Source organism: Rhodobaculum claviforme (assembly GCF_016653255.1).
Taxonomy (GTDB): domain Bacteria; phylum Pseudomonadota; class Alphaproteobacteria; order Rhodobacterales; family Rhodobacteraceae; genus Rhodobaculum; species Rhodobaculum claviforme.
The window spans coordinates 1-23,693 of the sequence record NZ_NHSD01000283.1; the positions used below are offsets into that span (position 1 = coordinate 1).

General features: G+C 71.2%; 19 protein-coding genes and 1 tRNA gene. 9 read left to right on the top strand and 11 right to left on the bottom strand.

Translation table 11 applies throughout. The features are described 5' to 3' along the window. Positions 1-107: 107 nt before the first annotated feature. Positions 108-1,097: a cytochrome-c peroxidase gene (locus CCR87_RS11750; protein ID WP_201157716.1), complete on the bottom strand. Its 990-nt coding sequence runs from the start codon at positions 1,095-1,097 to the stop codon at positions 108-110. Positions 1,098-1,404: 307 nt separating this feature from the next. Between CCR87_RS11750 and rpsO the strand changes: the two genes are divergently transcribed. Both rpsO and pnp read left to right on the top strand, forming a co-directional pair. Beyond that, complete coding sequence (gene rpsO, locus CCR87_RS11755; protein WP_201157717.1) at positions 1,405-1,674, top strand: 30S ribosomal protein S15; 270 nt, start codon at positions 1,405-1,407, stop codon at positions 1,672-1,674. Between the two features lie 189 nt (positions 1,675-1,863). After that, positions 1,864-3,999 carry a polyribonucleotide nucleotidyltransferase gene (gene pnp / locus CCR87_RS11760; RefSeq protein WP_201157718.1) on the top strand — a complete coding sequence of 712 codons (2,136 nt, stop codon included), beginning with the start codon at positions 1,864-1,866 and terminating at the stop codon, positions 3,997-3,999. An 85-nt stretch (positions 4,000-4,084) separates the two neighbouring features. On the opposite strand, the gene CCR87_RS11765 is transcribed toward pnp, so the two are convergent. The 4 genes from CCR87_RS11765 to CCR87_RS11780 all read right to left on the bottom strand — a co-directional run bounded on the left by CCR87_RS11765 (position 4,085) and on the right by CCR87_RS11780 (position 8,688). After that, a complete protein-coding gene (locus tag CCR87_RS11765; RefSeq protein WP_201157719.1) occupies positions 4,085-5,632 on the bottom strand; it encodes an aminotransferase class V-fold PLP-dependent enzyme in 1,548 nt (515 codons plus the stop codon). 392 nt (positions 5,633-6,024) lie between these two features. Continuing rightward, positions 6,025-6,109, bottom strand: a tRNA-Leu gene (locus CCR87_RS11770). Between the two features lie 110 nt (positions 6,110-6,219). Next, complete coding sequence (locus CCR87_RS11775) at positions 6,220-7,194, bottom strand: quinone oxidoreductase family protein (RefSeq protein WP_201157720.1); 975 nt, start codon at positions 7,192-7,194, stop codon at positions 6,220-6,222. 27 nt (positions 7,195-7,221) lie between these two features. After that, on the bottom strand, positions 7,222-8,688 hold the full coding sequence (locus CCR87_RS11780) for an aldehyde dehydrogenase family protein (protein WP_201157721.1): 1,467 nt from the start codon (positions 8,686-8,688) through the stop codon (positions 7,222-7,224). A 381-nt stretch (positions 8,689-9,069) separates the two neighbouring features. Here CCR87_RS11780 and CCR87_RS11785 point away from each other — a divergent pair, with 381 nt between their 5' ends. Genes CCR87_RS11785 through CCR87_RS11800 form a run of 4 tightly spaced genes read left to right on the top strand, consistent with a single transcriptional unit; the run spans position 9,070 to position 13,617 of the window. Further along, a complete protein-coding gene (locus CCR87_RS11785; protein ID WP_201157722.1) occupies positions 9,070-10,158 on the top strand; it encodes a TRAP transporter substrate-binding protein in 1,089 nt (362 codons plus the stop codon). Positions 10,159-10,160: 2 nt separating this feature from the next. Further along, positions 10,161-10,694, top strand: coding sequence for a TRAP transporter small permease subunit (locus CCR87_RS11790; protein ID WP_201157723.1), 534 nt, complete (start codon positions 10,161-10,163; stop codon positions 10,692-10,694). 6 nt (positions 10,695-10,700) lie between these two features. Continuing rightward, on the top strand, positions 10,701-12,026 hold the full coding sequence (locus CCR87_RS11795) for a TRAP transporter large permease (RefSeq protein WP_201157724.1): 1,326 nt from the start codon (positions 10,701-10,703) through the stop codon (positions 12,024-12,026). 4 nt (positions 12,027-12,030) lie between these two features. After that, positions 12,031-13,617: a gamma-glutamyltransferase family protein gene (locus CCR87_RS11800; RefSeq protein ID WP_201157725.1), complete on the top strand. Its 1,587-nt coding sequence runs from the start codon at positions 12,031-12,033 to the stop codon at positions 13,615-13,617. Between the two features lie 244 nt (positions 13,618-13,861). Here CCR87_RS11800 and CCR87_RS11805 read toward each other — a convergent pair whose 3' ends face one another. The 4 genes from CCR87_RS11805 to CCR87_RS11820 are packed head-to-tail and all read right to left on the bottom strand — an operon-like array spanning position 13,862 to position 17,800. Continuing rightward, a complete protein-coding gene (locus CCR87_RS11805; protein ID WP_201157726.1) occupies positions 13,862-14,110 on the bottom strand; it encodes a DUF2484 family protein in 249 nt (82 codons plus the stop codon). After that, positions 14,107-15,537, bottom strand: a complete 1,431-nt coding sequence (gene murC / locus CCR87_RS11810) for a UDP-N-acetylmuramate--L-alanine ligase (protein WP_201157727.1) — start codon at positions 15,535-15,537, stop codon at positions 14,107-14,109. Before murC ends, CCR87_RS11805 begins: the two co-directional genes overlap by 4 nt. Beyond that, entirely contained in the window at positions 15,534-16,637 is a 1,104-nt protein-coding gene (gene murG, locus CCR87_RS11815; RefSeq protein WP_201157728.1) for an undecaprenyldiphospho-muramoylpentapeptide beta-N-acetylglucosaminyltransferase, read from the bottom strand. The genes murC and murG overlap by 4 nt, the downstream gene beginning before the upstream one ends. After that, positions 16,637-17,800, bottom strand: a complete 1,164-nt coding sequence (locus tag CCR87_RS11820; RefSeq protein WP_201157729.1) for an FtsW/RodA/SpoVE family cell cycle protein — start codon at positions 17,798-17,800, stop codon at positions 16,637-16,639. The genes murG and CCR87_RS11820 overlap by 1 nt, the downstream gene beginning before the upstream one ends. Positions 17,801-17,964: 164 nt before the next feature. Between CCR87_RS11820 and CCR87_RS11825 the strand changes: the two genes are divergently transcribed. Both CCR87_RS11825 and CCR87_RS11830 read left to right on the top strand, forming a co-directional pair. Beyond that, a complete protein-coding gene (locus tag CCR87_RS11825) occupies positions 17,965-20,793 on the top strand; it encodes an error-prone DNA polymerase (RefSeq protein ID WP_242511979.1) in 2,829 nt (942 codons plus the stop codon). Positions 20,794-20,974: 181 nt separating this feature from the next. Then, a complete protein-coding gene (locus CCR87_RS11830; RefSeq protein ID WP_201157730.1) occupies positions 20,975-21,217 on the top strand; it encodes an EF-hand domain-containing protein in 243 nt (80 codons plus the stop codon). Positions 21,218-21,311: 94 nt separating this feature from the next. On the opposite strand, the gene CCR87_RS11835 is transcribed toward CCR87_RS11830, so the two are convergent. Next, positions 21,312-22,139: an LOG family protein gene (locus tag CCR87_RS11835; RefSeq protein ID WP_201157731.1), complete on the bottom strand. Its 828-nt coding sequence runs from the start codon at positions 22,137-22,139 to the stop codon at positions 21,312-21,314. Between the two features lie 140 nt (positions 22,140-22,279). Between CCR87_RS11835 and dapD the strand changes: the two genes are divergently transcribed. Continuing rightward, positions 22,280-23,107 (top strand): 2,3,4,5-tetrahydropyridine-2,6-dicarboxylate N-succinyltransferase, encoded by an 828-nt coding sequence (gene dapD / locus CCR87_RS11840; RefSeq protein ID WP_201157734.1) that lies wholly within the window; start codon positions 22,280-22,282, stop codon positions 23,105-23,107. Positions 23,108-23,110: 3 nt separating this feature from the next. Here the strand turns inward: dapD and CCR87_RS11845 are convergent. Next, positions 23,111-23,693: lysophospholipid acyltransferase family protein (locus CCR87_RS11845; RefSeq protein WP_201157732.1), on the bottom strand; the 583-nt coding region annotated here is incomplete at its 5' end.

Below are 23,693 nucleotides of genomic sequence, written 5' to 3' on the forward strand. Positions count from 1 at the left end.
GGCGATGGGCGGGCATGGTGTCCCCCGGGCTCAGGGAAAAATGGGAGGACGGCCCGGGCGGGCCGGGCCGTCTCCGGTCTCAGATCTCCGGTCTCAGGGCGCGGGGATCACGGCAGGGCGGGGATGTTGACCACCGGCTGCTCGCCCGTCAGCGCGTGCAGGAACGCCACGATGTCGTTCAGCGTGTCGTCGTCGAACTCCTGGCCCAGCATCTGCTCGCCCATCAGGTTCACCGCGTCGTGCAGGGTGTCGATGGAGCCGTTGTGGAAGTACGGATACGTCACCGCCACGTTGCGCAGCGTGGGCGTGCGGAAGGCGTAGCGGTCATGCTCCTCGCCCGTCACCACGAAGCGGCCCAGATCCGTCGGCCCCGGCAGCTCGAAGCGGTGGAACAGCCCGTCCGTCAGCGCCGGACCCTGGTGGCAGGCCACGCAGCCGTTGTCGGCAAATGCCATCATGCCGCGCACCTGCTGCTCGGTCATCGCCCCCTGATCGCCGCGCAGGAACCGGTCGAACGGCGAGTTCGGGGTGTTCAGCGTCCGCTGGAACGACGCCAGCGCATAGGCCACGTTCTCGGCGCTGATCGGGGTCTCGTCCTCGGGGAAGGCGCGGGTGAAATGCTCGATGTAGATGTCGAACTCGGCGATGCGCTCGAGCGCTTCCTCGAGATCCATCGCCATTTCGTCGGGGGCCTGGATCGGACCGAGGGCCTGGCCCTCCAGGTCCGGCTCGCGGCCATCCCAGAACTGATTGGGCAGGAAGCCCGAGTTCAGCACCGTGGGCGTGTTGCGCAGCCCGATCTGGCCCTCGTGGCCGGTGCCGCGCGGCAGCCGGTCGGCCCAGCCCAGCGCGGGGTTGTGGCAGGTCGCGCAGGAAATCACCCCCGAGGCGGACAGGCGCGGTTCAAAGAACAGCATCTTGCCCAGCTCGACCTTGGCGGCGGTCAGCGAGTTGTCGGCCGGGATCGGCGGCAGCGCCGGCAGCGGCTCGAACACGCTCATGTAGTAGTCCATGTCGTCATCCGCCGCAGCGGCACCTGCCAGCAGCGCCAGCGCGCCGACGGCGGCAATCAGGCGGCGGGTGGGGTGGGTGGTCATCGCGTCGCTCCTTCAGTCTTGCTCGGCATACCATCGCAGGCCGAACGGCCGGGCCCATGATCTGCATCAAGTGGTGCACGTCAATCCGCCGCGACGGCCGCGGCACCCTGCCCCATCCGTTTGCGCCATCCGTCCCCCGCACGCCTGCCGCATCCGGAGGCGGGCGGGCACGGCGTGGCTTTCCTTGGGCGGCGTTTTGGCGTAAGGGACAGCCTCCGCCCGGGGTGATTTCGGGCGGCCTGCCTCCACGGGCCCTGCTGGACGACATCCCGGCTTGTGCCATCATCTTTTGAACAAGGAGACCCCGATGTCGATCACGGTCGAAGAGAAAGCCCGCGTCGTCAAGGAATTCGCCACCAAAGAGGGCGACACCGGTTCGGCCGAGGTGCAGGTTGCGATCCTGACCTCGCGCATCACCACCCTGACCGAGCATTTCAAGACCCACAAGAAGGACAACCACTCGCGGCGTGGCCTTCTGATGCTGGTGGCCAAGCGGCGCAAGCTGCTCGACTATCTCCGTGGCAAGGACGAGGGGCGCTACCGCGACCTGATCGCCCGCCTCGGCATCCGCCGCTGACGACCGCTCCGCGCCCCCATCCCGGGGGCGCGGGCGCTTCAGGCACCGGGCCACGGCCCGTTTGTCCGACGCCGGCCCCGCCGGGCCCCGCGGGGCGGGCCGGAGAGACGCACACAGGGGCCACGGGCAATGCGGCCCGTATGAAACCCGGGCCGGGGGAGGGACCCCTGGCCAGACGATGGAAACGAGATGTTCAACGTAGTCCGCAAATCGATGGAATGGGGGGGTGAGACGCTCACCCTCGAGACGGGCAAGGTCGCCCGTCAGGCCGACGGATCGGTGATCGCCACCCTGGGCGAGACCTCCGTGATGGCCAATGTCACCTTCGCCAAGGAAGCGAAGCCGGGACAGGATTTCTTCCCGCTGACAGTGCATTACCAGGAACGCTACTATGCCGCGGGCAAGGTGCCCGGCGGCTTCTTCAAGCGCGAGGCGCGCCCGTCCGAGAAGGAGACGCTGACCTCGCGCCTCATCGACCGGCCGATCCGCCCGCTGTTCGTCGACGGCTTCAAGAACGAGGTGCTGGTGATCTGCACCGTGCTGTCGCACGACCTGGAGAACGAGCCCGACATGCTGGCGATGATCGCAGCATCCGCCGCGCTGACGATCTCGGGCGTGCCCTTCATGGGGCCGGTCGCGGGCGCGCGCGTGGGGTATGTGGACGGGCAGTATGTCCTGAACCCCAAGGTCGACGAGATGCACAAGCTGCGCGAGAAGGCCGAGCAGCGTCTGGATCTGGTCGTCGCGGGCACCCGCGATGCGGTGATGATGGTCGAGTCCGAGGCCTATGAGCTGTCGGAGGAGGAGATGCTGGGCGCCGTCCAGTTCGCCCACGACGCCATCAAGCCGGTGGTCGACCTGATCGTGGATCTGGCCGAGGACGCCGCCAAGGAGCCCTTCGACTTCCAGCCGCCCGATTACTCGGCGCTCTATGCCAAGGTGAAATCGCTGGGCGAGGCGCAGATGCGCGCCGCCTTCGCGATCCGCGACAAGCAGGAGCGCGTGACCGCGATTTCGGCCGCGCGCGACACCGTGCGCGCGGGGCTGAGCGAGGAGGAACTGGCCGATCCCAACCTCGGGTCGGCGTTCAAGAAGCTCGAGTCGGCGATCCTGCGCGGCGACATCATCAAGGGCGCACCCCGCATCGACGGGCGCGACACCCGGACGATCCGCCCGATCGTGGCCGAGGCAGGCGTTCTGCCGCGCACCCACGGCTCGGCGCTGTTCACCCGCGGCGAGACGCAGGCGCTGTGTGTCACCACCCTTGGCACCGGCGAGGATGAGCAGTTCATCGACGCGCTCACCGGCAACTCCAAGTCGAACTTCCTGCTGCACTACAACTTCCCCCCGTATTCGGTGGGCGAGGTCGGCCGCTTCGGTCCTCCGGGTCGGCGCGAGATCGGCCACGGCAAGCTGGCGTGGCGGGCGATCCAGGCGGTGCTGCCGCCGGCGACGGATTTCCCCTACACGATCCGCATCGTGTCGGAGATCACGGAGTCCAACGGCTCGTCGTCGATGGCCACCGTCTGCGGTGCGTCGCTGGCGATGATGGACGCGGCCGTGCCGCTCAAGGCCCCCGTGGCCGGCGTCGCGATGGGCCTGATCCTGGAGGATGACGGCAGCTTCGCGATCCTGTCCGACATCCTGGGCGACGAAGACCACCTCGGCGACATGGACTTCAAGGTGGCCGGGACCGCGAACGGCATCACCTCGCTGCAGATGGACATCAAGGTGGCGGGCATCACGCCGGACATCATGGCCCAGGCGCTGGCGCAGGCCCGCGACGGCCGGCTGCACATCCTCGGCGAGATGAACAAGGCGCTGTCGGCCGGGCGTCAGGAATTCTCGGCGCATGCGCCGCGGATCGAGACGATGCAGGTGCCCACCGACAAGATCCGCGAAGTGATCGGCACCGGCGGCAAGGTCATCCGCGAGATCGTGGAAGTGTCGGGCGCCAAGGTCGACATCAACGACGAGGGCATCATCAAGATCGCCTCGTCTTCGGCCGAGGCGATCAAGAAGGCCTACGACATGATCCACTCGATCGTGGCGGAGCCCGAAATCGGCAAGATCTACAACGGCAAGGTCGTGAAGCTGGTCGATTTCGGCGCCTTCGTGAACTTCTTCGGCAAGCGGGACGGGCTGGTGCATGTCAGCCAGATCGCCAACAAGCGGCTGGGCCATCCGTCCGAGGCGCTGACCGAGGGCCAGGAGGTCAAGGTCAAGCTTCTGGGCTTCGACGACCGCGGCAAGGTCCGGCTGGCGATGAAGATGGTCGACCAGGAAACCGGCGCCGAGATCAGCGGCGAGGCCGCCGAGGCCTGAGCGGCCCCGCATCGGAACGGAAAACCCCCGGCCCATGTGGCCGGGGGTTTTTCATTGTGTCATTGCAATCGCGGCCGGAGCGGGATCAGGCGGCACCGCCCTGCAGACGGGCCTGCGCGGCCTCGTGCGGCATCCAGAACCAGCGCAGCGCCTCGGCCTCGGCGTCGAAGCGGTGGGGGGGCGGGGCCGCGGCTGCGCGGGTGCGCAGGGCGTGGGCGGCTTCCAGGCAGGCAGCGAAATCGGGCGGCGCGGGGCTGGGGTCGGCCGGCGCCCACAGGTCGGACAGGCGGGCCGGACCGGGGATGTCCACGGCCTGTGCGGCGCGCCAGACCCCGCTGGCCGCGTCCAGCCGATAAAGCGGCAGAAACTCCGCCCCGTGGCGGGCGACGAAATCCACCGCCGCGGCGATGTGGTCGACCGTCTCGGGGGCAAAGAAATAGTTCACCCCCAGCCGCGCCCAGCCGGGACGGAACGCCGACAGCCCGCGCCCCACCGCCCGGTCATGCGCCGCCGCGCGCGCCGCATCGATGCCCAGCAGCGCATGCCCGTACGGCCCCGCGCAGGAGCATCCGCCCCGCGTCTGCATTCCGAACAGATCGTTGAGCAGCGCCACCACATAGTTGTGGTGCAAGAGCCGCCCCCCCACCCGGAGATTGAACGAGAAGATCCCCAGCCGCGCCGCCTGCGCAGGGCCCAGCAACTCCATCCCCGGCACCGCGCGCAACGCCGCCTCCAGCCGCGCGGTCAGGGTGGCGTCGCGCCGGGCGATCTCCTCGGCGCCGATCTCGGCCTTGAGCTGCAGGACCATGGCGGCGCGGATGTTCTCCACGATGCCGGGGGTGCCGGCCTCCTCGCGACGTTCGGGATCGGTGACGTAACGGTGCGCGTCCTCGGTGACATAGGCGACGGTGCCGCCGCCCGGCACCGTGGGGCAGGCCCCCGCCAGCATGGCACGATCCGCCACCAGCACCCCCGAGGCGCCCGGCCCGCCCGGAAACTTGTGCGGCGACAGGAACGCCGCGTCGATGCGGTCGCCCGCGCCGGGCGCGCTTTCGCGCAGGCGCATCGGCACATAGGGCCCGGCGGCGGCGAAATCGCACACGAACCGCGCGCCATGGGCGTGCAACAGCCGCGCCAGCCCCGACAGGTCACTGATCACCCCTGTCACGTTGGACGCCGCCGAGAACGCACCGATCATCATCTCGGCCCCGGCGTGCTCCTGCAACGCCGCCTCCAGCGCCGTCAGGCAGATGCCACCGGCCGCGTCCAGCGGCACCCGCACCAGCCGGGCGCCGGACTCGCGCCACGGCAGGTCGTTGGAGTGATGCTCGTACGGGCCGACGAATACCACCGCATGGTCGTCGTCGGCCCCCACCGCGTCGCGCACCGCCGCGCGCGCCAGCTCGCGCAGCTGCGTGGTGCGCCGGCCGCAGTACGAGGTCTCGGTGTGGGTGTTGCCATAGCTCGGCAGGACATGGGCGCGGATGGCGTCCTCGATGAAGTCCAGCGCCCGGCCCGAGGCGACATAATCGGCATAGACCAACGCCCGCGGGCCAAATGGGCCCGGAATGGCCATGCCGTCGCCGATCACGGCGCGGCGCACGATGTCCGCAGTGGGATGCAGGGGGGTCATGCCGCGTGATGCCTCAGGTCAGGGGGCGTCCCCGTCCCGGCCCGGGATCGAGGACAGCTGACCCCCGTCATAGTCCGGTTGCGCTGCCCCGAAAAGACGCCCCGACACCGCAGGGGCGGACGGCGGTCCCGATGCACGGTCCCGCGCACACTGTGGCGAAGCTGGCCCGCCAGCGACATGAGGGGCCTGCACCATCGCCCGCCGACCGCCCGTCAGCCGCTGTCAGTGCCATGACAACCGATGACCCCGACCACAGTCTCACTGACCTGGGAGGTGCGGGACGCGACGACCGCAGGGCCTTCGCCCCGCGCCGTCACGATCCTGGATCCCAAAATGGACCTAGACCTTCCCGAACTGTCTTTATGTTCACACAACTTCTCGGACAAGAGAAGTGGTGCCCAGGAGAGGACTCGAACCTCCACGCCTTGCGGCACAGGTACCTGAAACCTGCGCGTCTACCAGTTCCGCCACCTGGGCAGGTGTGAGGCGTGATCTACAGAGCGTTCGCGGGGGTGTCAACGGCCCTTTTGCATCAACCGTGCGGATCGGTGAAAATCGATGCCGCACGGCTGGTTGGCGGCGTGTCCTCAGGGGATCAGGACGGTGGCGCCGGTGGTCTGGCGGCCCTCCAGGGCGGCATGGGCGGCGCCGACCTCCGACAGGGCAAAGGTCTGGCTGACCGCGCTGCGCACGGCGCCGCCCTGCACCACGGCAAACAGGTCGGCGGCGCGGCTGCGCAGCTCCTCGGGGTCGGCGATGTGGTGGAACAGGGTCGGGCGGGTGGCAAAGAACGAGCCCTTGTTGAGGTCGGCCAGCCCGAAGCCCTCCACCTTGCCCGAGGCGGCGCCGAAGCAGACGAAGCTGCCGCGAATCACCAGGCTGTCGAGCGAGCCGCGCCAGGTGTCGGCACCGACGCCGTCATAGACCACATCCACACCCCGGCCGCCGGTCAGGTCGCGCACCGGCGCCACGAAATCCCCCGCGCGGTAGTCGATGACATCCGTATAGCCGTGCCGGAGCGCCAGCGCGACCTTGTCGGGCCCGCCCGCGGTGCCGATGGCGCGCGCGCCCTTGGCCGCCAGCCACTGGCCCATCAGCAGCCCCACGCCCCCGGCGGCGGCGTGCACCAGCACATCCGTGCCCCGCGCCACCGGATAGCTGGAGTGGATCAGGTAATGCGCCGTCAGCCCCTTGAGCATCAGCGTCGCGGCGATCTCGTCGGAAATCCCGTCGGGCAGCTTGACCAGCCGGTGGGCGGGCAGCACGCGCGCGCTGCAATAGGCGTTCATCGGGTGGGTATAGGCCACGCGGTCGCCGGGTTTGAGGTTGCTGACACCCGCGCCCACGGCCTCGACCACCCCCGCGGCTTCGGACCCCGCCACCAGGTCACGCTCCACCGGCCAGGGATAGGCGCCCGAGCGGTGATAGACGTCGAGGTAGTTCAGCCCGATCGCGGTGTGGCGCACGCGGACCTCGCCCTCGGCGGGGTCGGGGACGGTGATCTCGCGGCGCTCGAACAGCTCGGGGCCGCCGGGCTGCGGCATGACCATTGCGTAGTCCATGGGGTCTCCTCCTCTGGGTGGGATGCTTCAGCCGTGGCGCACGACGAGCGTGCGCAGGGCGCCGAATTCGCGCAGGGCGTCGAAGCCCTTTTCCCGGCCGTGGCCGGATTTCTTCATGCCGCCGAAGGGCAGCTCGATCCCGCCCCCGGCGCCATAACCGTTGACGAAGACCTGCCCCACGCGCATGGCGCGGGCGACCCGGAGCGCGCGCGCACCGTCGCCGGACCAGACCCCGGCCACGAGGCCATAGTCGGTGGCGTTCGCGAGCCGCACCGCCTCGGCCTCATCGGCGAAGGTCAGGATCGACAGGACGGGGCCGAACACCTCCTCCTGCGCCAGCGGGTGGTCGGCGGGCACCGGGCCATAGAGGCGCGGGGCGACGTAGAAGCCCGCGTCGGGGGCGTCGGGGTGGATGGTGCCGGTGGCCAGCAGGGGGATGCCGTCGGCCTCGGCGCGGGCGCAGAACCCCTCCACCCGGGCCTTCTGGCGGGCATTGATGAGGGGGCCGAGCGCGAGGTCCATCTCGGGCGTGCCGGCGCGCAGGTCGGCAAAGGCCGCGCGCAGCCGGTCGGTGAAGGTGGCGGCGATGTCGGCCTGCACCAGCACGCGCGCCCCCGCCGAACAGGTCTGGCCCGCGTTCTGCACGATGGCCGCGCGCACCACCGGCAGCACGGCATCCAGGTCGGCGTCGGCGAACACGATCTGGGGCGACTTGCCGCCCAGCTCCAGCGTGCAGCCGATGTGGTTGCGCGCGGCCGCCGTCTGCACCGCCGTGCCAACCTCCGGAGAGCCGGTGAACGACAGGAAATCGACGCCCGGATGGGCCGACAGCGCCGCCCCCGCCTCGGCCCCCAGCCCCGGCACGACGTTCAGCGCGCCCGCGGGCAACCCCGCCTCGGCCAGCAGCTCGGCCAGGCGCAGGGGCGTGAGGCAGGCGTCCTCGGCCGGTTTCAGGACCGCCGCGTTGCCCATCGCCAGCGCGGGCGCCAGCGTGCGGCCGAACATCTGCGCGGGATAGTTCCAGGGGATGATGTGCCCCGTCACCCCGTGCGGGACGTATTCGGTGGCCACGAAATACCCGTCGAGGAACGGCACCGTGTCGCCATGCAGCTTGTCGGCGGCGCCGCCGTAGAACTCGAAATACCGCGCGGCGGCGGTGATGTCGGCGCGCGCCTGGGTCATCGGCTTGCCGGTGTCGCGGGCCTCCAGCGCGGCCAGCGCGTCGAAATGGTCCAGGATCAGCGCGCCCATGCGGCTGAGGATGCGGCCGCGCTCGGTCGCGGTCATGCGGCCCCAAGGGCCGTCCAGCGCGCGGCGGGCGGCCACGACGGCGGCATCGACATCGGCCGCGCCCCCGGCGGCGATGCGCGCGATCACCGCGCCGGTGGCCGGTGCCACCACGTCGATCGCCCCTCCGCCGGCCGGCGCGTGCCAGGCGTTGTCGATGAACACGCCCGCGGGCGGGGCGACGGTGTCGGTACTGTGCAGGGTCATGGTGTCCTCCCTCAAGGCGACCACGGGGCGGGATCGGCGGGGCGGGATCGGCGGGCGCGGGTGCCCTTGCCGTCCGGCCCGTCGACACCCGCGCCCGATCCGGAGCGAATGGCCCGCAAAGGGCCATGCGCGGCCGACTGTTTGTGCGACGCCCCCGCACCGGACGCAAGCCCACGCCCCCGGGACCACGCCCCGCGGGATGCGGCGGGCGCCGCTGAAACGGGCAGGAGGCGTACCAAAGCGATCAATTGGTGCGCAATGGCGCGCCCGGCGCCCCCCGGCGGGGCCGTGGGATTGGCCCACGGCGCGCGGCGCCGCTAGCTGCCGCCGTGTCGGGCGTTGCCTGGCGGATCGGACCCCTCTGCACGAAAGGACACAGCCTTGGATCGTCGCAAGTTTCTCTCTGCCTCCGCGGTGACGGCCGTCGGCGCGGGCATCGCCACCCCCCATGTCGCGCGCGCCCAGGACAGCTTCAACTGGCGCATGACCAACAGCTACGGGCCGACCGCGCCGTTCTACACCGTCGGCCCCGGCAGCCCCACGGACATGATCGAGAAGATCCGCATCATGTCGGGCGGGCGGCTGAACATCCAGCACTTCGCCGCCGGAGAGCTGATCCCGGCGTTCGAGGGCTTCGACGCCGTCCAGCAGGGCGTGATCGAGATGAACGCCTCGAACAGCTACTTCTGGTCGGGCAACACCTTTGCCGCGCAGTATTTCACCACCGTGCCGTTCGGGCTGTCCTACATGGGCCACATGGCGTGGCTGTTCCACGGCGGCGGGCTGGAGCTGTGGCACGAGGTCTACGAGCCGTTCGGGCTGGTGGCGTTCCCCATGAACTCCACCGGGGTGCAGATGACCGGCTGGTTCCGCGAGCCGGTGGAGGAGATCGGCCAGCTGCGCGGCCTGCGGATGCGCATTCCGGGGCTGGCGGGGCGGGTCTATGCCTCGCTGGGCGTCGACACGCGCCTGCTGCCGGGCGGCGAGATCTTTCCGGCGCTGGAGCGCGGCGTGATCGACGCGGCGGAGTTCGTGGGCCCCTATCAGGACCGCGCGCTGGGCCTGCACCAGGCGGCGAAGTTCTACCACACCTCGGGGTGGCATGAACCCGCGACGACGGGCGAGCTGCTGATCTCCAGGGCCGCGTGGGACAGCCTGCCGGAGGATCTGCAGATGATCGTGCGCCAGGCCAGCCAGGCCGCGTGCCTGCAGAGCCTGACATGGTCGGAATCGGTCAACGGCGCCGCGCTGACCGATCTGGTCACCAACCACGGCGTCACCGCAGCCCCGCTTCCCGCCGACGTGATCGCCGCCCTGCGCGAGGCCACGCTGGACACCCTGGAGACCGAGGCCAACGCGTCCGAGGTCGTGCGCAAGGTCCACGACAGCTACTTCGCCTTCAAGGCCGATCACGACGGCTGGGCGCGCATCTCCGAGGTCTCGTGGTTCAACGACATCCTGGGGATGTGAGGATGCGACCGGCGATCACGCGGCTGGTCTGGGCCATCGAGGGCGTGGTGCGGGGCTTTGGCGTCCTGGCCGCCTGGGTCTGCGTGGCGCTGGTGCTGCTGGTGGCGGGCGACGTGTTCGCCCGCTACCTGTTCCGGACCGGCGCGGTCTGGGCCCAGGAGCTGCAATGGCACCTGATCTCGCCGATCGCGCTGTTCGGCATGTCCTATGCGCTGGTGTCCGGCGATCAGGTGCGGGTGGACGTGCTGTTCGACCGCTTCGGCCCCGGCGTGCAACGCGCGATCGAGGTGCTGGGCGGGCTGTTGATGATCGCGCTCGGCATCATCGTGGTGCGGCTGTCGCTGCCGTGGGTGGAGATGTCGTACATCCGCGGCGAAGGATCGCCCAACCCCGGGGGGCTGCCGCACCGGTTCATCCTGAAATCGCTGATCCCGCTGGGGTTCGGGCTGCTGGCCCTGCAAGGCGTGGCGCATGTGCTGCGCCATGCGCTCGACCTGCCGCCGCGCCCACGCCCGCGCCCCGAGCCGCAAGGATAATCCGCCATGACCCCCAACGAGTTGCTGGCGATCGCCATGATCGCTGCGTTTTTCGTGCTGCTGATCGTGGGCATCCCGGTGGGGATCGCGCTGGCGACCTCGGCGTTCGTGTTCGGCTACATCGGGTTCGGGCCGGCGCTGTTCGGGCTGCTGCCGTCGCGCATCTACGGGGTGGTGACGAACTACACCCTGATGGCGATCCCGCTGTTCGTGTTCATGGGCGTGATGCTGGAGAAATCCCGCCTGGCGGAGGAGTTGATCGATGTCGTGGGCCATCTGTTCGGCAACCTGCGCGGTGGCATGGGGGTGGCGATCATCCTGGTGGGCGTGCTGCTGGGCGCGGCCACGGGCATCGTGGGCGCAACCATCGTCACGCTGGGGCTGCTGACGCTGCCGACCTTGCTGCGGCGGGGGTATTCGAAAACCGCCGCGACGGGGATGATCTGCGCCTCCGGCACGCTGGGACAGATCATTCCGCCGTCGCTGGTGCTGATCCTGCTGGCCGATATCCTGCAGGAGTCGGTGGGCACGATGTTTGCCGCCGCGATGGTCCCGGGCCTCGCGCTGGCGGCGGTCTATGTGATCGCGATCCTGGGCTATGCCTGGGCGGTGCCCGGCGCGATGCCCCCCATTCCGGTGGACGAGCGGCGGGCGATGTCGCGCGGGCAGTTGCTGCGCAAGGTGGTGCTGGTGGTCGGCCCGCCGATCGGGCTGGTGGTGGCGGTGCTCGGCTCCATCATCGGGGGCATCGCGGCGCCGACCGAAGCCGCCTCGATGGGCGCGGTGGGGGCGCTGGCATTCGTCGCCCTGTCGGGGCGGCTGACGCTGTCGATGCTGCACCAGGTGGCGCGCTCCACGCTGCTGATCTCGGCCATGGTGTTCTTCATCCTGATCTGTGCGCAGGTGTTCGGGCTGGCGTTCCGGGGTCTGGGCGGCGAGGGGCTGGTGCGCGGCATGTTCGAATGGGTGCCGGGCGGTGTCACCGGCGCGCTGGTGTTCCTGATGCTGATCGTCTTCGTGCTCGGGTTCTTCCTCGAATGGATCGAGATCACCTACATCGCCCTGCCGCTGTTCCTGCCGTTCTTCATGCAGGCGGGCGTCGATCCGGTGTGGCTGGGGATCCTGATCTGCCTGAACCTGCAGACCAGTTTCCTGACGCCACCCTTCGGCTGGTCGCTGTTCTTCCTCAAGGGGGTGGCGCCGGCCGGGGTCAGCACCGGCGACATCTATCGCGGGGCGCTCCCTTTCATCGGGTTGCAGATGGTGGCATTGGCACTGGTGTTTGCGATGCCGGGTCTGGCGACCTGGCTGCCCAATGTGATCGGATGGTGAGGACATGCTGACATCTGCGATGGGGTTCCGGGGGGGCATGACCGCCCCGCACCGCGCAGCCGCCCTGGCGGGCCGCGACGTGCTGGAGGCCGGTGGCTCGGCCGTGGAGGCGATGGTGGCCGCCGCCGCGGTGATCGCCGTCGCCTACCCCCACATGAACGGCATCGGCGGCGACGGGTTCTGGATCATCCACCGCCCCGGACAGGATCCGGTGGCGGTGGCAGGTTGCGGACGTGCGGCGGGGCTGGCGTCGCCCGACTGGTACGCGGGCCACGGCGTCACGGATGCGTTGCCTGCGCGCGGGGCGCTGGCGGCGCTGACGGTGCCGGGCACCATCGACGGCTGGCGCGCAGCCCTGGCGCTGTGTCCGCGCGGGCATCGGCTGGCGCTGGCCGATCTGCTGGCGCCCGCCGTGGCGCTGGCGCGCGACGGGGTGGCAGTGACGGAGAACCAGTCGCGCACCACCGCCGAGAAGCTTGACGGCCTGCGCGACGTGCCGGGTTTCGCGGACGCGTTCCTTGTGGACGGCGCGCCCCCGGCACCGGGCCACCGCCTGCGCCAGGGCGGCTTGGGCGCCACGCTGGAGCATCTGGGCCGCGCGGGGCTGCGGGACTACTACGAGGGCGACATCGCGGCCACCCACGCACGGTTCCTGGAGGCCGCCGGCAGCCCGCTGCGCGCCGACGACCTGCACCGCTTCGCCGCGACCGAAGGGCCGCCGCTGACGGTGCCGCTGCGCGCGGGTCGCCTGTTCAACAGCCAGCCGCCGACGCAGGGCGTCAGCTCGCTGATGATCCTCGCGCTGTTCGATCGGCTGGGCGTGGACAGGCCCGAGGGGTTCGCCCATGTCCATGGCCTGATCGAGGCCACGAAACTGGCCTTCCTGCGCCGCAACGCGGAACTGGGCGACCCCGACCACATGGCCATCCCCGCGCAGGACTGGCTGGAGGGCGGCGCGCTGGACCGGCTGGCGGCCCGCATCGATCCCGCCCGCGCCCGCCCCTGGCCCGAGGTCGCCAAGCCCGGCGACACCATCTGGATGGGTGCGGCGGACGACCAGGGCTGCGTCGTCAGCTTCATCCAGTCGGTGTTCTGGGAGTTCGGGTCAGGGCTGGTGTGCCCCGACACCGGCGTGTTATTCCAGAACCGCGGCGCGGGGTTCTCGCTGGCGGCCGGGCCCAACCAGCTGCGCCCGGGGGCGCGGCCGTTCCACACCCTCAACCCCGCGCTGGCGCATCTGGAGGACGGGCGCGTGCTCGCCTATGGCACCATGGGCGGCGAGGGGCAGCCCCAGACCCAGGCCGCGGTCTTCAGCCGCCACGCGATGTTCGGACAGGACCTTCAGGCCGCCGTGAACGCCCCGCGCTGGCTGCTCGGCAAGACCTGGGGCGATGCGACCACCAGCCTGAAGCTGGAGGACCGCTTCGATCCCGCGCTGGTGGCGGCCCTCAAGGCCGCCGGCCACGAGGTGGAGATGATCGCCCCGCACAGCGATCTGGCGGGCCATGCCGGCGCGGTGTCGCTGCACCCGGGCGGTCTGATCGAGGTCGCCGCCGACCCCCGCGCCGACGGCGCCGCTCTGGGGTTCTGAGGGGCGGAGGGCGCGGACAGGGCACCCCGCCGCCGACGCGGAAAGGGCGCCTTGGTCCGCCGACGCGGACCCGGGGCCAACCCGACAGCCGGGGTCCCACCTGGTCAGACCGGGAGCCGCGCCGATCGGGCGGGGTCGATGGGGTCTCGGCGGGATGTGGGCGGGCCCGGATCGATGGAGCCGGGATCGATGGGGGGCCGCCGCAAGGCGGGGCTGGCCATGCGCCAGCTGCTCCGGAGACCGCTCAGCGCTCGCTCGGGTCCCGGTCACGCCGCAGCCATGCGACGATCTCGGCCGGTGGCCAGCGCAGCATGGCCACCCCCGCACCCAGCGCCAGCAGCCCGGTCATCGGTCCGTGCGCCCATGTCAGCCAGCCCAGAAGCGGCACGCCTGCGGCGATCAGGACAGCCCGCACCGGCCCGCTGGCGCCGACGGCGGGCACCGCCACCGCAGCCACGACCAGCCACAGCGCCGCAAGCGCAAGCGGGCTCACCCCGCCTCCCGGCCGGTCCGGTCCGCACCGGACAGTTGCCCCGGCAACCGCCAGGCCCAGCCCGAGATCGTGCCCGCGCCCAGACAGACCACCATGTCGCCCGGCCGGGCGATTTCGCGCAACAGAGGGGCAAGGTCGTCCTCGCCTGCCAGCGCATGCACGGCGCGATGGCCGTGTCGGCGCAGCCCCGCGACCAGCGTGTCGCGGCTGGCGCCCTCGATCGGGTCCTCGCCGGCGGCATAGACGTCGGAGATGGCGACCACGTCGGCCTCGTTGAAGCAGGTGCAGAAATCGTCGAACAGCGACGACAGCCGGCTGTAGCGGTGCGGCTGGTGCACCGCGATCACGCGGCCCGCACCGCCCTGGGCCTGGCGCGCGGCGCGCAGCACCGCCGCGATCTCCACCGGGTGATGGCCGTAGTCGTCGATGATGGTGACGCCGCCGACCTCACCCACGCGGGTGAAGCGGCGGTTGACGCCCTTGAAGCCGGCCAGCGCGTCGCGGATCTCGGCCCCCGTCATCCCCAGGTGCCGCGCCACCGCCACCGCCGCCAGCGCGTTGGAGACGTTGTGGTCCCCCGGCATCGGCAGGCGGCAGCCGTCGATCCGGCGCCCGTCCGCGCGCAGCACGATGTCGAAACACGCCTGACCCGCGTCATAGCGCAGGTTTTCCGCCCGCACATCGGCCTGGGCGTTGAAGCCGAAGGTCACCACGCGGCGATCCGTCAGCCGCCCCGCCAGCATCTGCACCTCCGGGTGGTCGGTGCACAGCACCGCCAGCCCGTAGAACGGGATGCCCGAGGCAAAGTTGTAGAACCCCTCGCGCAGGGCCTCGAAACTGCCCCAGTGCTCCATGTGCTCGGGGTCGATGTTGGTGACGATGGCGATGGTGGCGGGCAGGCGGTTGAAGGAGCCGTCGCTCTCGTCGGCCTCCACCACCATCCACTCGCCGGTGCCCGCGCGGGCGTTGGAGCCATAGGCGTGGATCACGCCGCCATTGATCACCGTGGGATCGAGGCCGCCCGCGTCGAGCAGCGTGGCGACCATGGTGGTGGTGGTGGTCTTTCCATGGGTGCCGCCGATGGCGACGTTGAAGCGCAGGCGCATCAGCTCCGCCAGCATCTCGGCCCGGCGCACGACCGGCAGGCCGCGGGCGCGCGCCGCCACCACCTCCGGGTTGTCGGCGCGGATGGCCGAGGAGGTGACGACCACCTCCGCCAGCCCCAGATTGTCGCCGCGCTGGCCGAGGTGCACCTCGGCGCCCAGATTGCGCAGCCGCCGCGTGATCGGGGTTTCGCGCAGATCCGAGCCCTGCACCCGGTAGCCGAGGTTCAGGAGCACCTCGGCGATGCCGGACATGCCGATGCCGCCGATACCGACGAAATGGATGGGGCCGATGTCACGCGGCATCTTGGTGGCGGGGCTCATGGGCGGCCCTCCGGTTCGGGGGTGAGGGTGTCGATCAGGGCGATCAGCCGGTCGGTGGCGTCGGGCCGCCCGGCGGCCAGCGCGGCGGCGGCCATGGTGGCGGCGGGTTGCGGCGCGCTTAGCAGATTGTCCAGCAGGCGGGCCAGCGATTCGGGGGACAGATCGGCCTCCGCCACCACCTCGGCCGCGCCGGTGGCGGCGATGGCGCGGGCGTTGGCGGTCTGGTGATCGGCGGCGGCGGCGGCAAAGGGGATCAGCACGGCCGGGCGCCCGATCACCGTGATGTCGGCGATGGACGAGGCGCCTGCGCGGCTGATCACCAGCTGCGCCTCGGCCAGCCGGGCGGGGATGTCGTCGAAGAAGGGCGCGACCTCGGCGTCGATGCCGGCGGCGGCGTGGGCGGCGCGGACGCGGTCGATATCCTCGGCCCGGGCCTGCTGGGCCACGCGCAGGCGCGCGCGCAGGGGGGCGGGCAGCGCCGCCAGCGCGGCGGGCACCACGTCCGACAGGATGCGCGCGCCCTGGCTGCCGCCGATCACCAGCAGGCTGAGCGGATGGTCCCCCGGCGCGATATAGGGCGCCCCCGCGCGCGCCAGCACGGAGGCCCGCACAGGATTGCCGGTATGCTGCGCGGCCACCCCTTCGGGCAAGTCGGTGGGCCATGTGCCGCAGGCCACCGCCTGCACCCGCCCCGCCAGCACCCGGTTCACCGTGCCGGGCACGCCGTTCTGTTCATGGATGATCCGCGGCACCCGCAGCAGCCACGCCGCCAGCAGCGCCGGGATCGAGGGGTAGCCACCGAAGCCCACCACCACCGCCGGACGCGTGCGCAGCATCGCCACGACCGCCGCCGCCACCCCGGCCGCCAGCCGCAGCGGCACCAGCGCGCGCGCCAGCACCCCGCCGCGGGCGAATGTCGCGGCACTCACCTCCTCGATCCGTACAGCGACGGGAAAGCCCCCGGCATAGCGCGCGCCGCGCGCGTCGGTGGACAGCGTCACCGCCCAGCCGCGTGCGATCAGCGCCTCCGCCAGCGCCTGTGCGGGGAACATGTGCCCGCCGGTGCCCCCGGCGGCCAGCGTCGCGCGCCGCCCCGCCATCACGTCCGCCGCAGCAGGATGTCGCCGATCCCGCCCTGCGGCCGCGTGCGCGTCAGCGCCAGGATCATCCCCATCGCGATCCCCGTCGCCAGCAGCGACGAGCCGCCGTAGGAGACGAACGGCAGCGTCATCCCCTTGGCCGGCAGCAGCCGCACCGACACGCCCACGTTGATCAGCGCCTGCACCGCGAACATGCACACCAGACCCGTGCCCGCCAGCCGGATGAATGCGTCGCGCTCGCGCATCAGGCGGGCCAGCGCGCGCAGGGTGATGGTGGCGAACAGCGCCAGCACGAACATCACCATCACCAGCCCGTATTCCTCGGCCGCCACCGCGATGATGAAGTCGGTGTGCGCGTCCGGCAGGGACCGCTTGACCTGCCCCTCGCCCACGCCGACGCCCCAGAAGCCGCCCTCCTTGATGGCGTTGGCGGCGAAATAGAGCTGCGTGCGCGGGTCCAGTTCCGGCGCCAGGAACCCGTCGATCCGCCGGGCAAAATGCGCCGAGGAGTTGTAGGCCACCACGCCTGCACCCAGCGCGGCGCCCCCAAGCCCCAGCATCAGCACCACCGGGGCACCGGCCACGAAATACATCACCCCCCAGGTGAACAGGATCAGCGCCGCCTGGCCGAAATCCGGCTGGATCGCCAGCAGCCCCACCACCAGCACCGTGAACCCGAGCGAGATCAGCGTCCCCGGCGGCCCGTTGGGCGTGCGCGCGGCCGCCAGCAGCCACGCCACCAGCACCACGAAGGCGGGTTTCAGGAACTCCGACGGCTGCACGCTGGCAAACCCGAGCGAGAACCACCGCACCGCCCCCTTGCCGAAATCCGTGCCCAGCACCGGCAGCAGGAACAGCGCCACCAGCCCGCCCACGAACCCCAGCACCCCGAGCCGCCGCAGCGTGCCCGGCGACAGCATCGAGGTCAGGAACATCGCCGCCAGCCCCAGCGCCCCGAACACCGCCTGCCGCTCCACATAGTAGAACGGCGGCAGCCCGTTGCGCGCCGCCAGCGGCGGCGACGCCGCAAGGCACAGCAGCAACCCCACCCCGAACAGCATCAGCACGCACGAGATCGTCCAGCGATCCACCGTGCGCCACCACCGCGGCAGAATCGCCTCGCCAGCCCGCAGGGGGGCTGCGCCGTGAACCATTTCTGTCATGGGCTGCTCTGCCTCTGATATCGTCGCGTTGCCTGTCGCCCGTTGTCCGGGTCTGTGGCGAACGATACCCCACAACGCCCCACCGCGCCAGCGCCGCGTGCCGCCCTGCGACGCGGCTCATGCTTGACTCCGGCGTTCCCACGCCCAGAGTCGGGGGTGAACAAATGAAGAACGAAATGCCGTTTTCCGAACTCTGCATCACCACCAACTTCACCTTCCTCACCGGGGCCTCCCACCCCGAGGAATACGTCCAGCGTGCCTGCGAACTGGGCCTGCCTGCGCTGGCGGTGGCGGATGCGAACTCGGTCGCGGGCGTGGTGCGCGCCCATGCCGCGGCGCGCGGGATCGCACGTTCGGGCGGCACGCCCCCCCGCGTGATCCCCGGCGCCCGGCTGGTGACCCGCGACGGGCTGGAGGCGGTCGCCCTGCCCCGCGACCGCGCCGCCTGGGCGGGGCTGTGCCGGATGCTGTCGGCGGGGCGCCTGCGCACGACCAGGGGGGGCTGCGATCTGACCCTGGAGGACCTTCTGGACCGGGGCGCGGGGCTGGAGCTGCTGCTGACCCCACCACGAACGCCAACGGCCGATGGCGGCGCGGGCGCATGGGCATCACGGGCGCAACGGCTGTCGCGCCGCTTCCCCGGGTCGGTGGCGCTCGCGATGGCGCCCGAATACGACGGCGCCGACGGGGCGCGGTTCGACATCTGGGCGGGGCTGGCCGCGCGCCTTGACATCCCCACCGTCGCCACCGCCCGCCCGCGCATGCACGCGGGCCACCGGCGTCGGCTGGCGGACGTGCTGACCGCGATCCGGCTGGGCACCCGCGTCGATGCGCTGGGCCGCGCGGCGCTTGCCAACGCCGAATGCCGCCTGCGCTCCGAGGCCGAGATGCGCCGCCTTTTCGCCCGCCACGCGACGGCGGTGGACCGCGCGGGCGACATCGCCGCGCGCTGCGCCTTCTCGCTCGACGACCTGCGCTACGACTACCCCTCCGAGGTCACCGGCGGCGAGGATCCCGACACCCGCCTGCGCCGCCTCGCAGGCGCGGGCCTCGCGCGCCGCTACCCCGCAGGCGCCCCCGAGCGGGTCCGCGGCATGATGGAGCACGAGCTTACCCTCATCGCCCGCCTCTCCTACGCCCCCTATTTCCTCACCGTCCACGACATCGTCGATTTCGCCCGCTCCCGCGGCATCCTATGCCAGGGGCGCGGCTCGGCCGCCAACTCGGTGGTCTGCTATTCCCTCGGCATCACCGAGGTCTCGCCCGAGATCGGCACCATGGTGTTCGAACGCTTCGTGTCCGAGGCGCGTGACGAGCCCCCCGACATCGACGTCGATTTCGAGCACGAGCGCCGCGAGGAGGTGATCCAGCACATCTACGAGAAATACGGCCGCCACCGCGCGGGCCTGTGCGCCACCGTCATCCACTATCGCGGCAAGCGCGCGGTGCGCGAGGTCGGCCGCGCCATGGGCCTGTCCGAGGACACGCTCGCGGCGATGTCGTCCCAGATCTGGGGCTTCGGCTCGCTCAAGGGCACCGAGGACGCGCGCCTGCGCGAGATCGGACTTGACCCGGACGACCCCCGCCTGTCGCGCACGATGGCCCTGATCGCCGAGATCCAGGGCTTCCCCCGCCACCTGTCGCAGCATGTCGGCGGCTTTGTCATCACCGAAGGGCGGCTTGACGAACTCGCGCCCGTCGAAAACGCCACGATGGAGGGGCGCACCGTCATCCCCTGGGACAAGGACGACCTCGACACGCTGGGCATCCTCAAGATCGATATCCTGGCGCTGGGGATGCTGTCGTGCCTGCGCCGGGCGTTTCAGCTCATCCGCGACCACCACCGCCAGGACTTCACCCTGGCGACCCTGCCGCCCGAGGACCCCGCCACCTATGCCATGCTGGGCCGCGCGGACAGCCTGGGTGTGTTCCAGGTCGAAAGCAGGGCGCAGATGAACTTCCTGCCCCGGATGCGCCCGCGCACCTTTTATGACCTCGTGATCCAGGTCGCCATCGTGCGCCCGGGGCCCATCCAGGGCGACATGGTCCACCCCTATCTGCGCCGCCGGTCGGGCGAGGAGGTCGTCACCTTCCCCTCCGACGCGCTGGGCGCGGTGCTGGGCAAGACGCTGGGCGTGCCCTTGTTCCAGGAACAGGCCATGCAGATCGCCATCATCGGCGCGGGCTTTTCCCCGGAGGAGGCCGACCGGCTGCGCCGCGCGCTCGCGACCTTCCGCCGCCTGGGCAACATCTCGGAGATGCGCGCGCGGTTCCTCGCGGGGATGGCGGCCAACGGCTACCCGCCCGAGTTCGCCGAGCGCTGCTTTGCCCAGATCGAGGGCTTCGGCAGCTACGGCTTTCCCGAAAGCCACGCGGCGTCGTTCGCGCTGCTGGTCTACGCCTCGGCCTGGGTCAAGCGCCACCACCCCGGCATCTTTGCCTGCGCGCTGCTGAACTCCCAGCCGATGGGCTTCTACGCGCCGGCCCAGATCATCCGCGACGCCCGCGAGCATGGGGTGGAGGTTCGCCCGGTCTGCGTCAACGCCAGCTACTGGGACAACGTGATGGAGGCCGACGGCCGCGGCGGGCTGGCGCTGCGGCTGGGGTTCCGCCAGATCCGCGGCCTGCCCCAGGACGAGGCCGGCTGGATTGCGGCCGCGCGCGGCAACGGCTATCGCAGCGTGGAAGATCTGTGGCGCCGCGCGGGGCTGGCGCCCGCGATGATCGCCCGGCTGGCCGAGGCCGACGCCTTTGCCAGCCTCGGAGTGACGCGGCGCGATGCGCTGTGGGCGGCCCGGGCGCTGTCCGGCCCCGCGCCGCTGCCGCTGTTTGCCCGCGACATCGACGGCGAAGGCACCACCGAGGCCGCCGTCACCCTGCCGCCCATGACCCTGGGCGAACAGGTCGTGGCCGATTACGCCACCCTGCGGATGTCGCTGCGCGCGCATCCGGTCGCACTGTTGCGTCCGCTGCTGACACCGGGCGGGGACTGACCCCTCACCATCGGCAAGGACCCGCCCAAACCCCTCGCATCACTGGCGAAATCCTGCCGGTTCCGCCCCGGAGGCACAGCGCGGGACGGGAACCGCTGCCCCCCGTGCGGGTTGGGTCGGTGTGCGCACACACTGACCGACCGGCCGATCGACGGCCGCAAACGCCAAGAAGGAGGCACCCATGTTCAAGACCGCTGCAACCGCCCTCGCCGCCCTCGCGCTGACCGGCACCGCCGCCCTGGCCCAGGCCGAGACCAGCGAGCTGCCCGACTTCCCCTGGACCCAGGAGGAGTTCGCCGAGGCCGCGCCCGACGCGATGCCGGAGACCTTTGCCGCCATCGACGCCGACGGTGACGGGGAGATCTCGGAAGAGGAATACGACCTCGCGGTCGAGGCGGGCATCGTCGAGGATCTGCGCGACTGATCCCCCGCCCCCGGGTGACCGGGCCCCGTGCCCGGCCCCGCGCCGCGGTCCCCACCGGGGGGCCGCGGCGTCTGACGTTCGGCGCAGCGGCCCCTCAGCCGCCCGGCCAGGTCTCGATCGCCTCCACCGCGGCCTCCGCGGTCTCCACGAAGCGAAACAGCGCAAGGTCCTCGGCCGCGATCGTCCCGGCCTCCACCAGCGCGTCCCAGTTCACGATGCGGCGCCAGAACGCCTCGCCGAACAGCACGAACGGCACCGGGCGCATCCGCTGCGTCTGGATCAGCGTCAGCGACTCGAACATCTCGTCCAGCGTGCCGAACCCGCCGGGGAACACCACCACCGCCGAGGCCCGCATCAGGAAATGCATCTTGCGGATCGCGAAGTAGTGGAAGTTGAACGACAGCTCCGGCGTGACATGGGCGTTGGGCGCCTGTTCATGCGGCAGCACGATGTTCAGACCCACCGACCGGCCGCCCGCCTCGGCCGCGCCCAGGTTGCCAGCCTCCATCACGCCGGGGCCACCGCCGGTGACGATGACGTTTTCCTGCCCGCCCGCCGCCAGGCTGCGTTCGGTCACGATGCGCGCGAAGCGGCGCGCTTCCTCGTAGTAATGGGACAGCGCCGCCAGCCCGGGCGGCGCCGTGGCGGCGGCGTCCGGCGCGGGGATGCGCGCACCACCGAACATCACCATGGTCGACCGGATGCCCTGCGCGTCGAATTCCAGCTCGGTCTTCAGCAACTCCAGTTGCAACCGCACCGGGCGCAGTTCCCGCCGGGTCAGGAAATCCTGATCCGCGAACGCCAGCCTGTAGGCCGGCGAGCGGGTCTGCGGGGTGTCGGGCGTGTGGCGCGTGACCTCCACATCCTCGGGGGAATCGCGCAGCGGGTGGCCGCGCGCGGCGTGTCTGGTGGTGTCGTTCAATCGTCCCTCCCCGGCGCGCGGCCCGGTCGGGCGCACGCATTGCGCAGCATCTGTCCCGCGTCTATAGCGTTGGCCTCCCTAATACCAGATGACCGCCCCGCAGGAGCGCCCCCATGACCGACCCGATCATGACCGACCCGATGCCGCTTGCCGACCTTGAAACCGCCATCGAGGCCGCCTGGGAGGGCCGCGCCGACATCACCCCCGCGACCACCGGGCGCACCCGCGACGCCATCGAGACCACGCTCGACGCACTGGACACCGGCAAGCTGCGCGTGGCCGAGCGCGGCACCGACGGCACCTGGCACGTCAACCAGTGGGCCAAGAAGGCGGTGCTTCTGGGCTTCCGGCTGAAGGACATGGGCCCGCAATCGGGTGGCCCGCAGGGTGGCGGCTGGTGGGACAAGGTCGATTCGAAGTTCAAGGACTGGGGCCCCGAGGACTGGCGCAAGGCCGGCTTCCGCGCGGTGCCCAACTGCGTCGTGCGTCGGTCGGCCTATATCGCGCCGGGCGCGGTGCTGATGCCGTCCTTCGTCAACCTGGGCGCCCATGTCGGCGAGGGGACCATGGTCGACACCTGGGCCACCGTGGGGTCGTGCGCGCAGATCGGGCGCAACGTGCACCTGTCGGGCGGCGTCGGCATCGGCGGCGTGCTGGAGCCGATGCAGGCCGGACCCACCATCATCGAGGACAACTGCTTCATCGGCGCCCGCTCGGAGGTGGTCGAGGGGGTGATCGTGCGCGAGGGCTCGGTGCTGGGCATGGGCGTGTTCCTGGGCCAGTCCACCAAAATCGTGGACCGCGCGACCGGGGCGGTCAGCTATGGCGAGGTTCCGGCGGGGTCGGTCGTGGTCGCGGGCTCGCTGCCGTCCACCGGGGGGGTGCACCTGTACTGCGCGGTGATCGTCAAGCGCGTGGACGCGGGCACGCGGGCCAAGACCTCGATCAACGAGCTGCTCCGCGACTGATCCTCAGGCGGCGGTGCGCACCTGCGCGGTGCAGGCCGCCGCCAGTGCCTTGCGGTCGGCGAACGCGCCGACCCGCAGCGTCGGGTGGAAGGTCAGCGCGACCGCGCCCTGACGGGGGGCGGCCAGAACCGCCAGCAGGTGCCCGCCGAACGCCATGTCGCCCCACCAGCCATAGAACCGCGCGTCCCGCCCCTGGGGCGCGATGTAGCGCAGGCTGACGGGCTGCACCTGCGCGGCCCCGCCGCCACCCGCCTCCGCATCGAACAGCGCGGCCAGCAAGGTGGGCTTGAACGGCAGCACCTGCTGGCCGTCGGTGCTGGTACCCTCGGGAAAGATCACCAGCCGGTCGCCACCGCGCAGCCGCTCTGCGATCATCCGCCGCTGGGCGGCCGCGTCTCGCACGCTGCGGGTGATGAACACGGTGCCGGTGGCGCGCGCCAGCCAGCCGATGCCGGGCCAGGCCGCGACCTCGGACTTGGACACGAACGCCACCGGACCCGCTGCGTTCAGCACGAAGATGTCCAGCCACGAGACATGGTTGGCCACCATCACCCCGGCCCCGCGCATCGGCCGCCCAGCGGCGGAT

Bases quoted from the DNA above. Each gene is read 5' to 3' on its own strand.
- CCR87_RS11830 (WP_201157730.1), top strand. From the start codon at position 20,975: ATGTTCAAGACCGCTGCAACCGCCCTCGCCGCCCTCGCGCTGACCGGC.
- dapD (WP_201157734.1), top strand. From the start codon at position 22,280: ATGCCGCTTGCCGACCTTGAAACCGCCATCGAGGCCGCCTGGGAGGGC.
- CCR87_RS11795 (WP_201157724.1), top strand. From the start codon at position 10,701: ATGACCCCCAACGAGTTGCTGGCGATCGCCATGATCGCTGCGTTTTTC.
- CCR87_RS11820 (WP_201157729.1), bottom strand. From the start codon at position 17,800: ATGACAGAAATGGTTCACGGCGCAGCCCCCCTGCGGGCTGGCGAGGCG.
- CCR87_RS11790 (WP_201157723.1), top strand. From the start codon at position 10,161: ATGCGACCGGCGATCACGCGGCTGGTCTGGGCCATCGAGGGCGTGGTG.
- murC (WP_201157727.1), bottom strand. From the start codon at position 15,537: ATGAGCCCCGCCACCAAGATGCCGCGTGACATCGGCCCCATCCATTTC.
- CCR87_RS11765 (WP_201157719.1), bottom strand. From the start codon at position 5,632: ATGACCCCCCTGCATCCCACTGCGGACATCGTGCGCCGCGCCGTGATC.
- CCR87_RS11825 (WP_242511979.1), top strand. From the start codon at position 17,965: ATGAAGAACGAAATGCCGTTTTCCGAACTCTGCATCACCACCAACTTC.
- CCR87_RS11750 (WP_201157716.1), bottom strand. From the start codon at position 1,097: ATGACCACCCACCCCACCCGCCGCCTGATTGCCGCCGTCGGCGCGCTG.
- murG (WP_201157728.1), bottom strand. From the start codon at position 16,637: ATGGCGGGGCGGCGCGCGACGCTGGCCGCCGGGGGCACCGGCGGGCAC.
- CCR87_RS11775 (WP_201157720.1), bottom strand. From the start codon at position 7,194: ATGGACTACGCAATGGTCATGCCGCAGCCCGGCGGCCCCGAGCTGTTC.
- rpsO (WP_201157717.1), top strand. From the start codon at position 1,405: ATGTCGATCACGGTCGAAGAGAAAGCCCGCGTCGTCAAGGAATTCGCC.
- CCR87_RS11800 (WP_201157725.1), top strand. From the start codon at position 12,031: ATGCTGACATCTGCGATGGGGTTCCGGGGGGGCATGACCGCCCCGCAC.
- CCR87_RS11780 (WP_201157721.1), bottom strand. From the start codon at position 8,688: ATGACCCTGCACAGTACCGACACCGTCGCCCCGCCCGCGGGCGTGTTC.
- pnp (WP_201157718.1), top strand. From the start codon at position 1,864: ATGTTCAACGTAGTCCGCAAATCGATGGAATGGGGGGGTGAGACGCTC.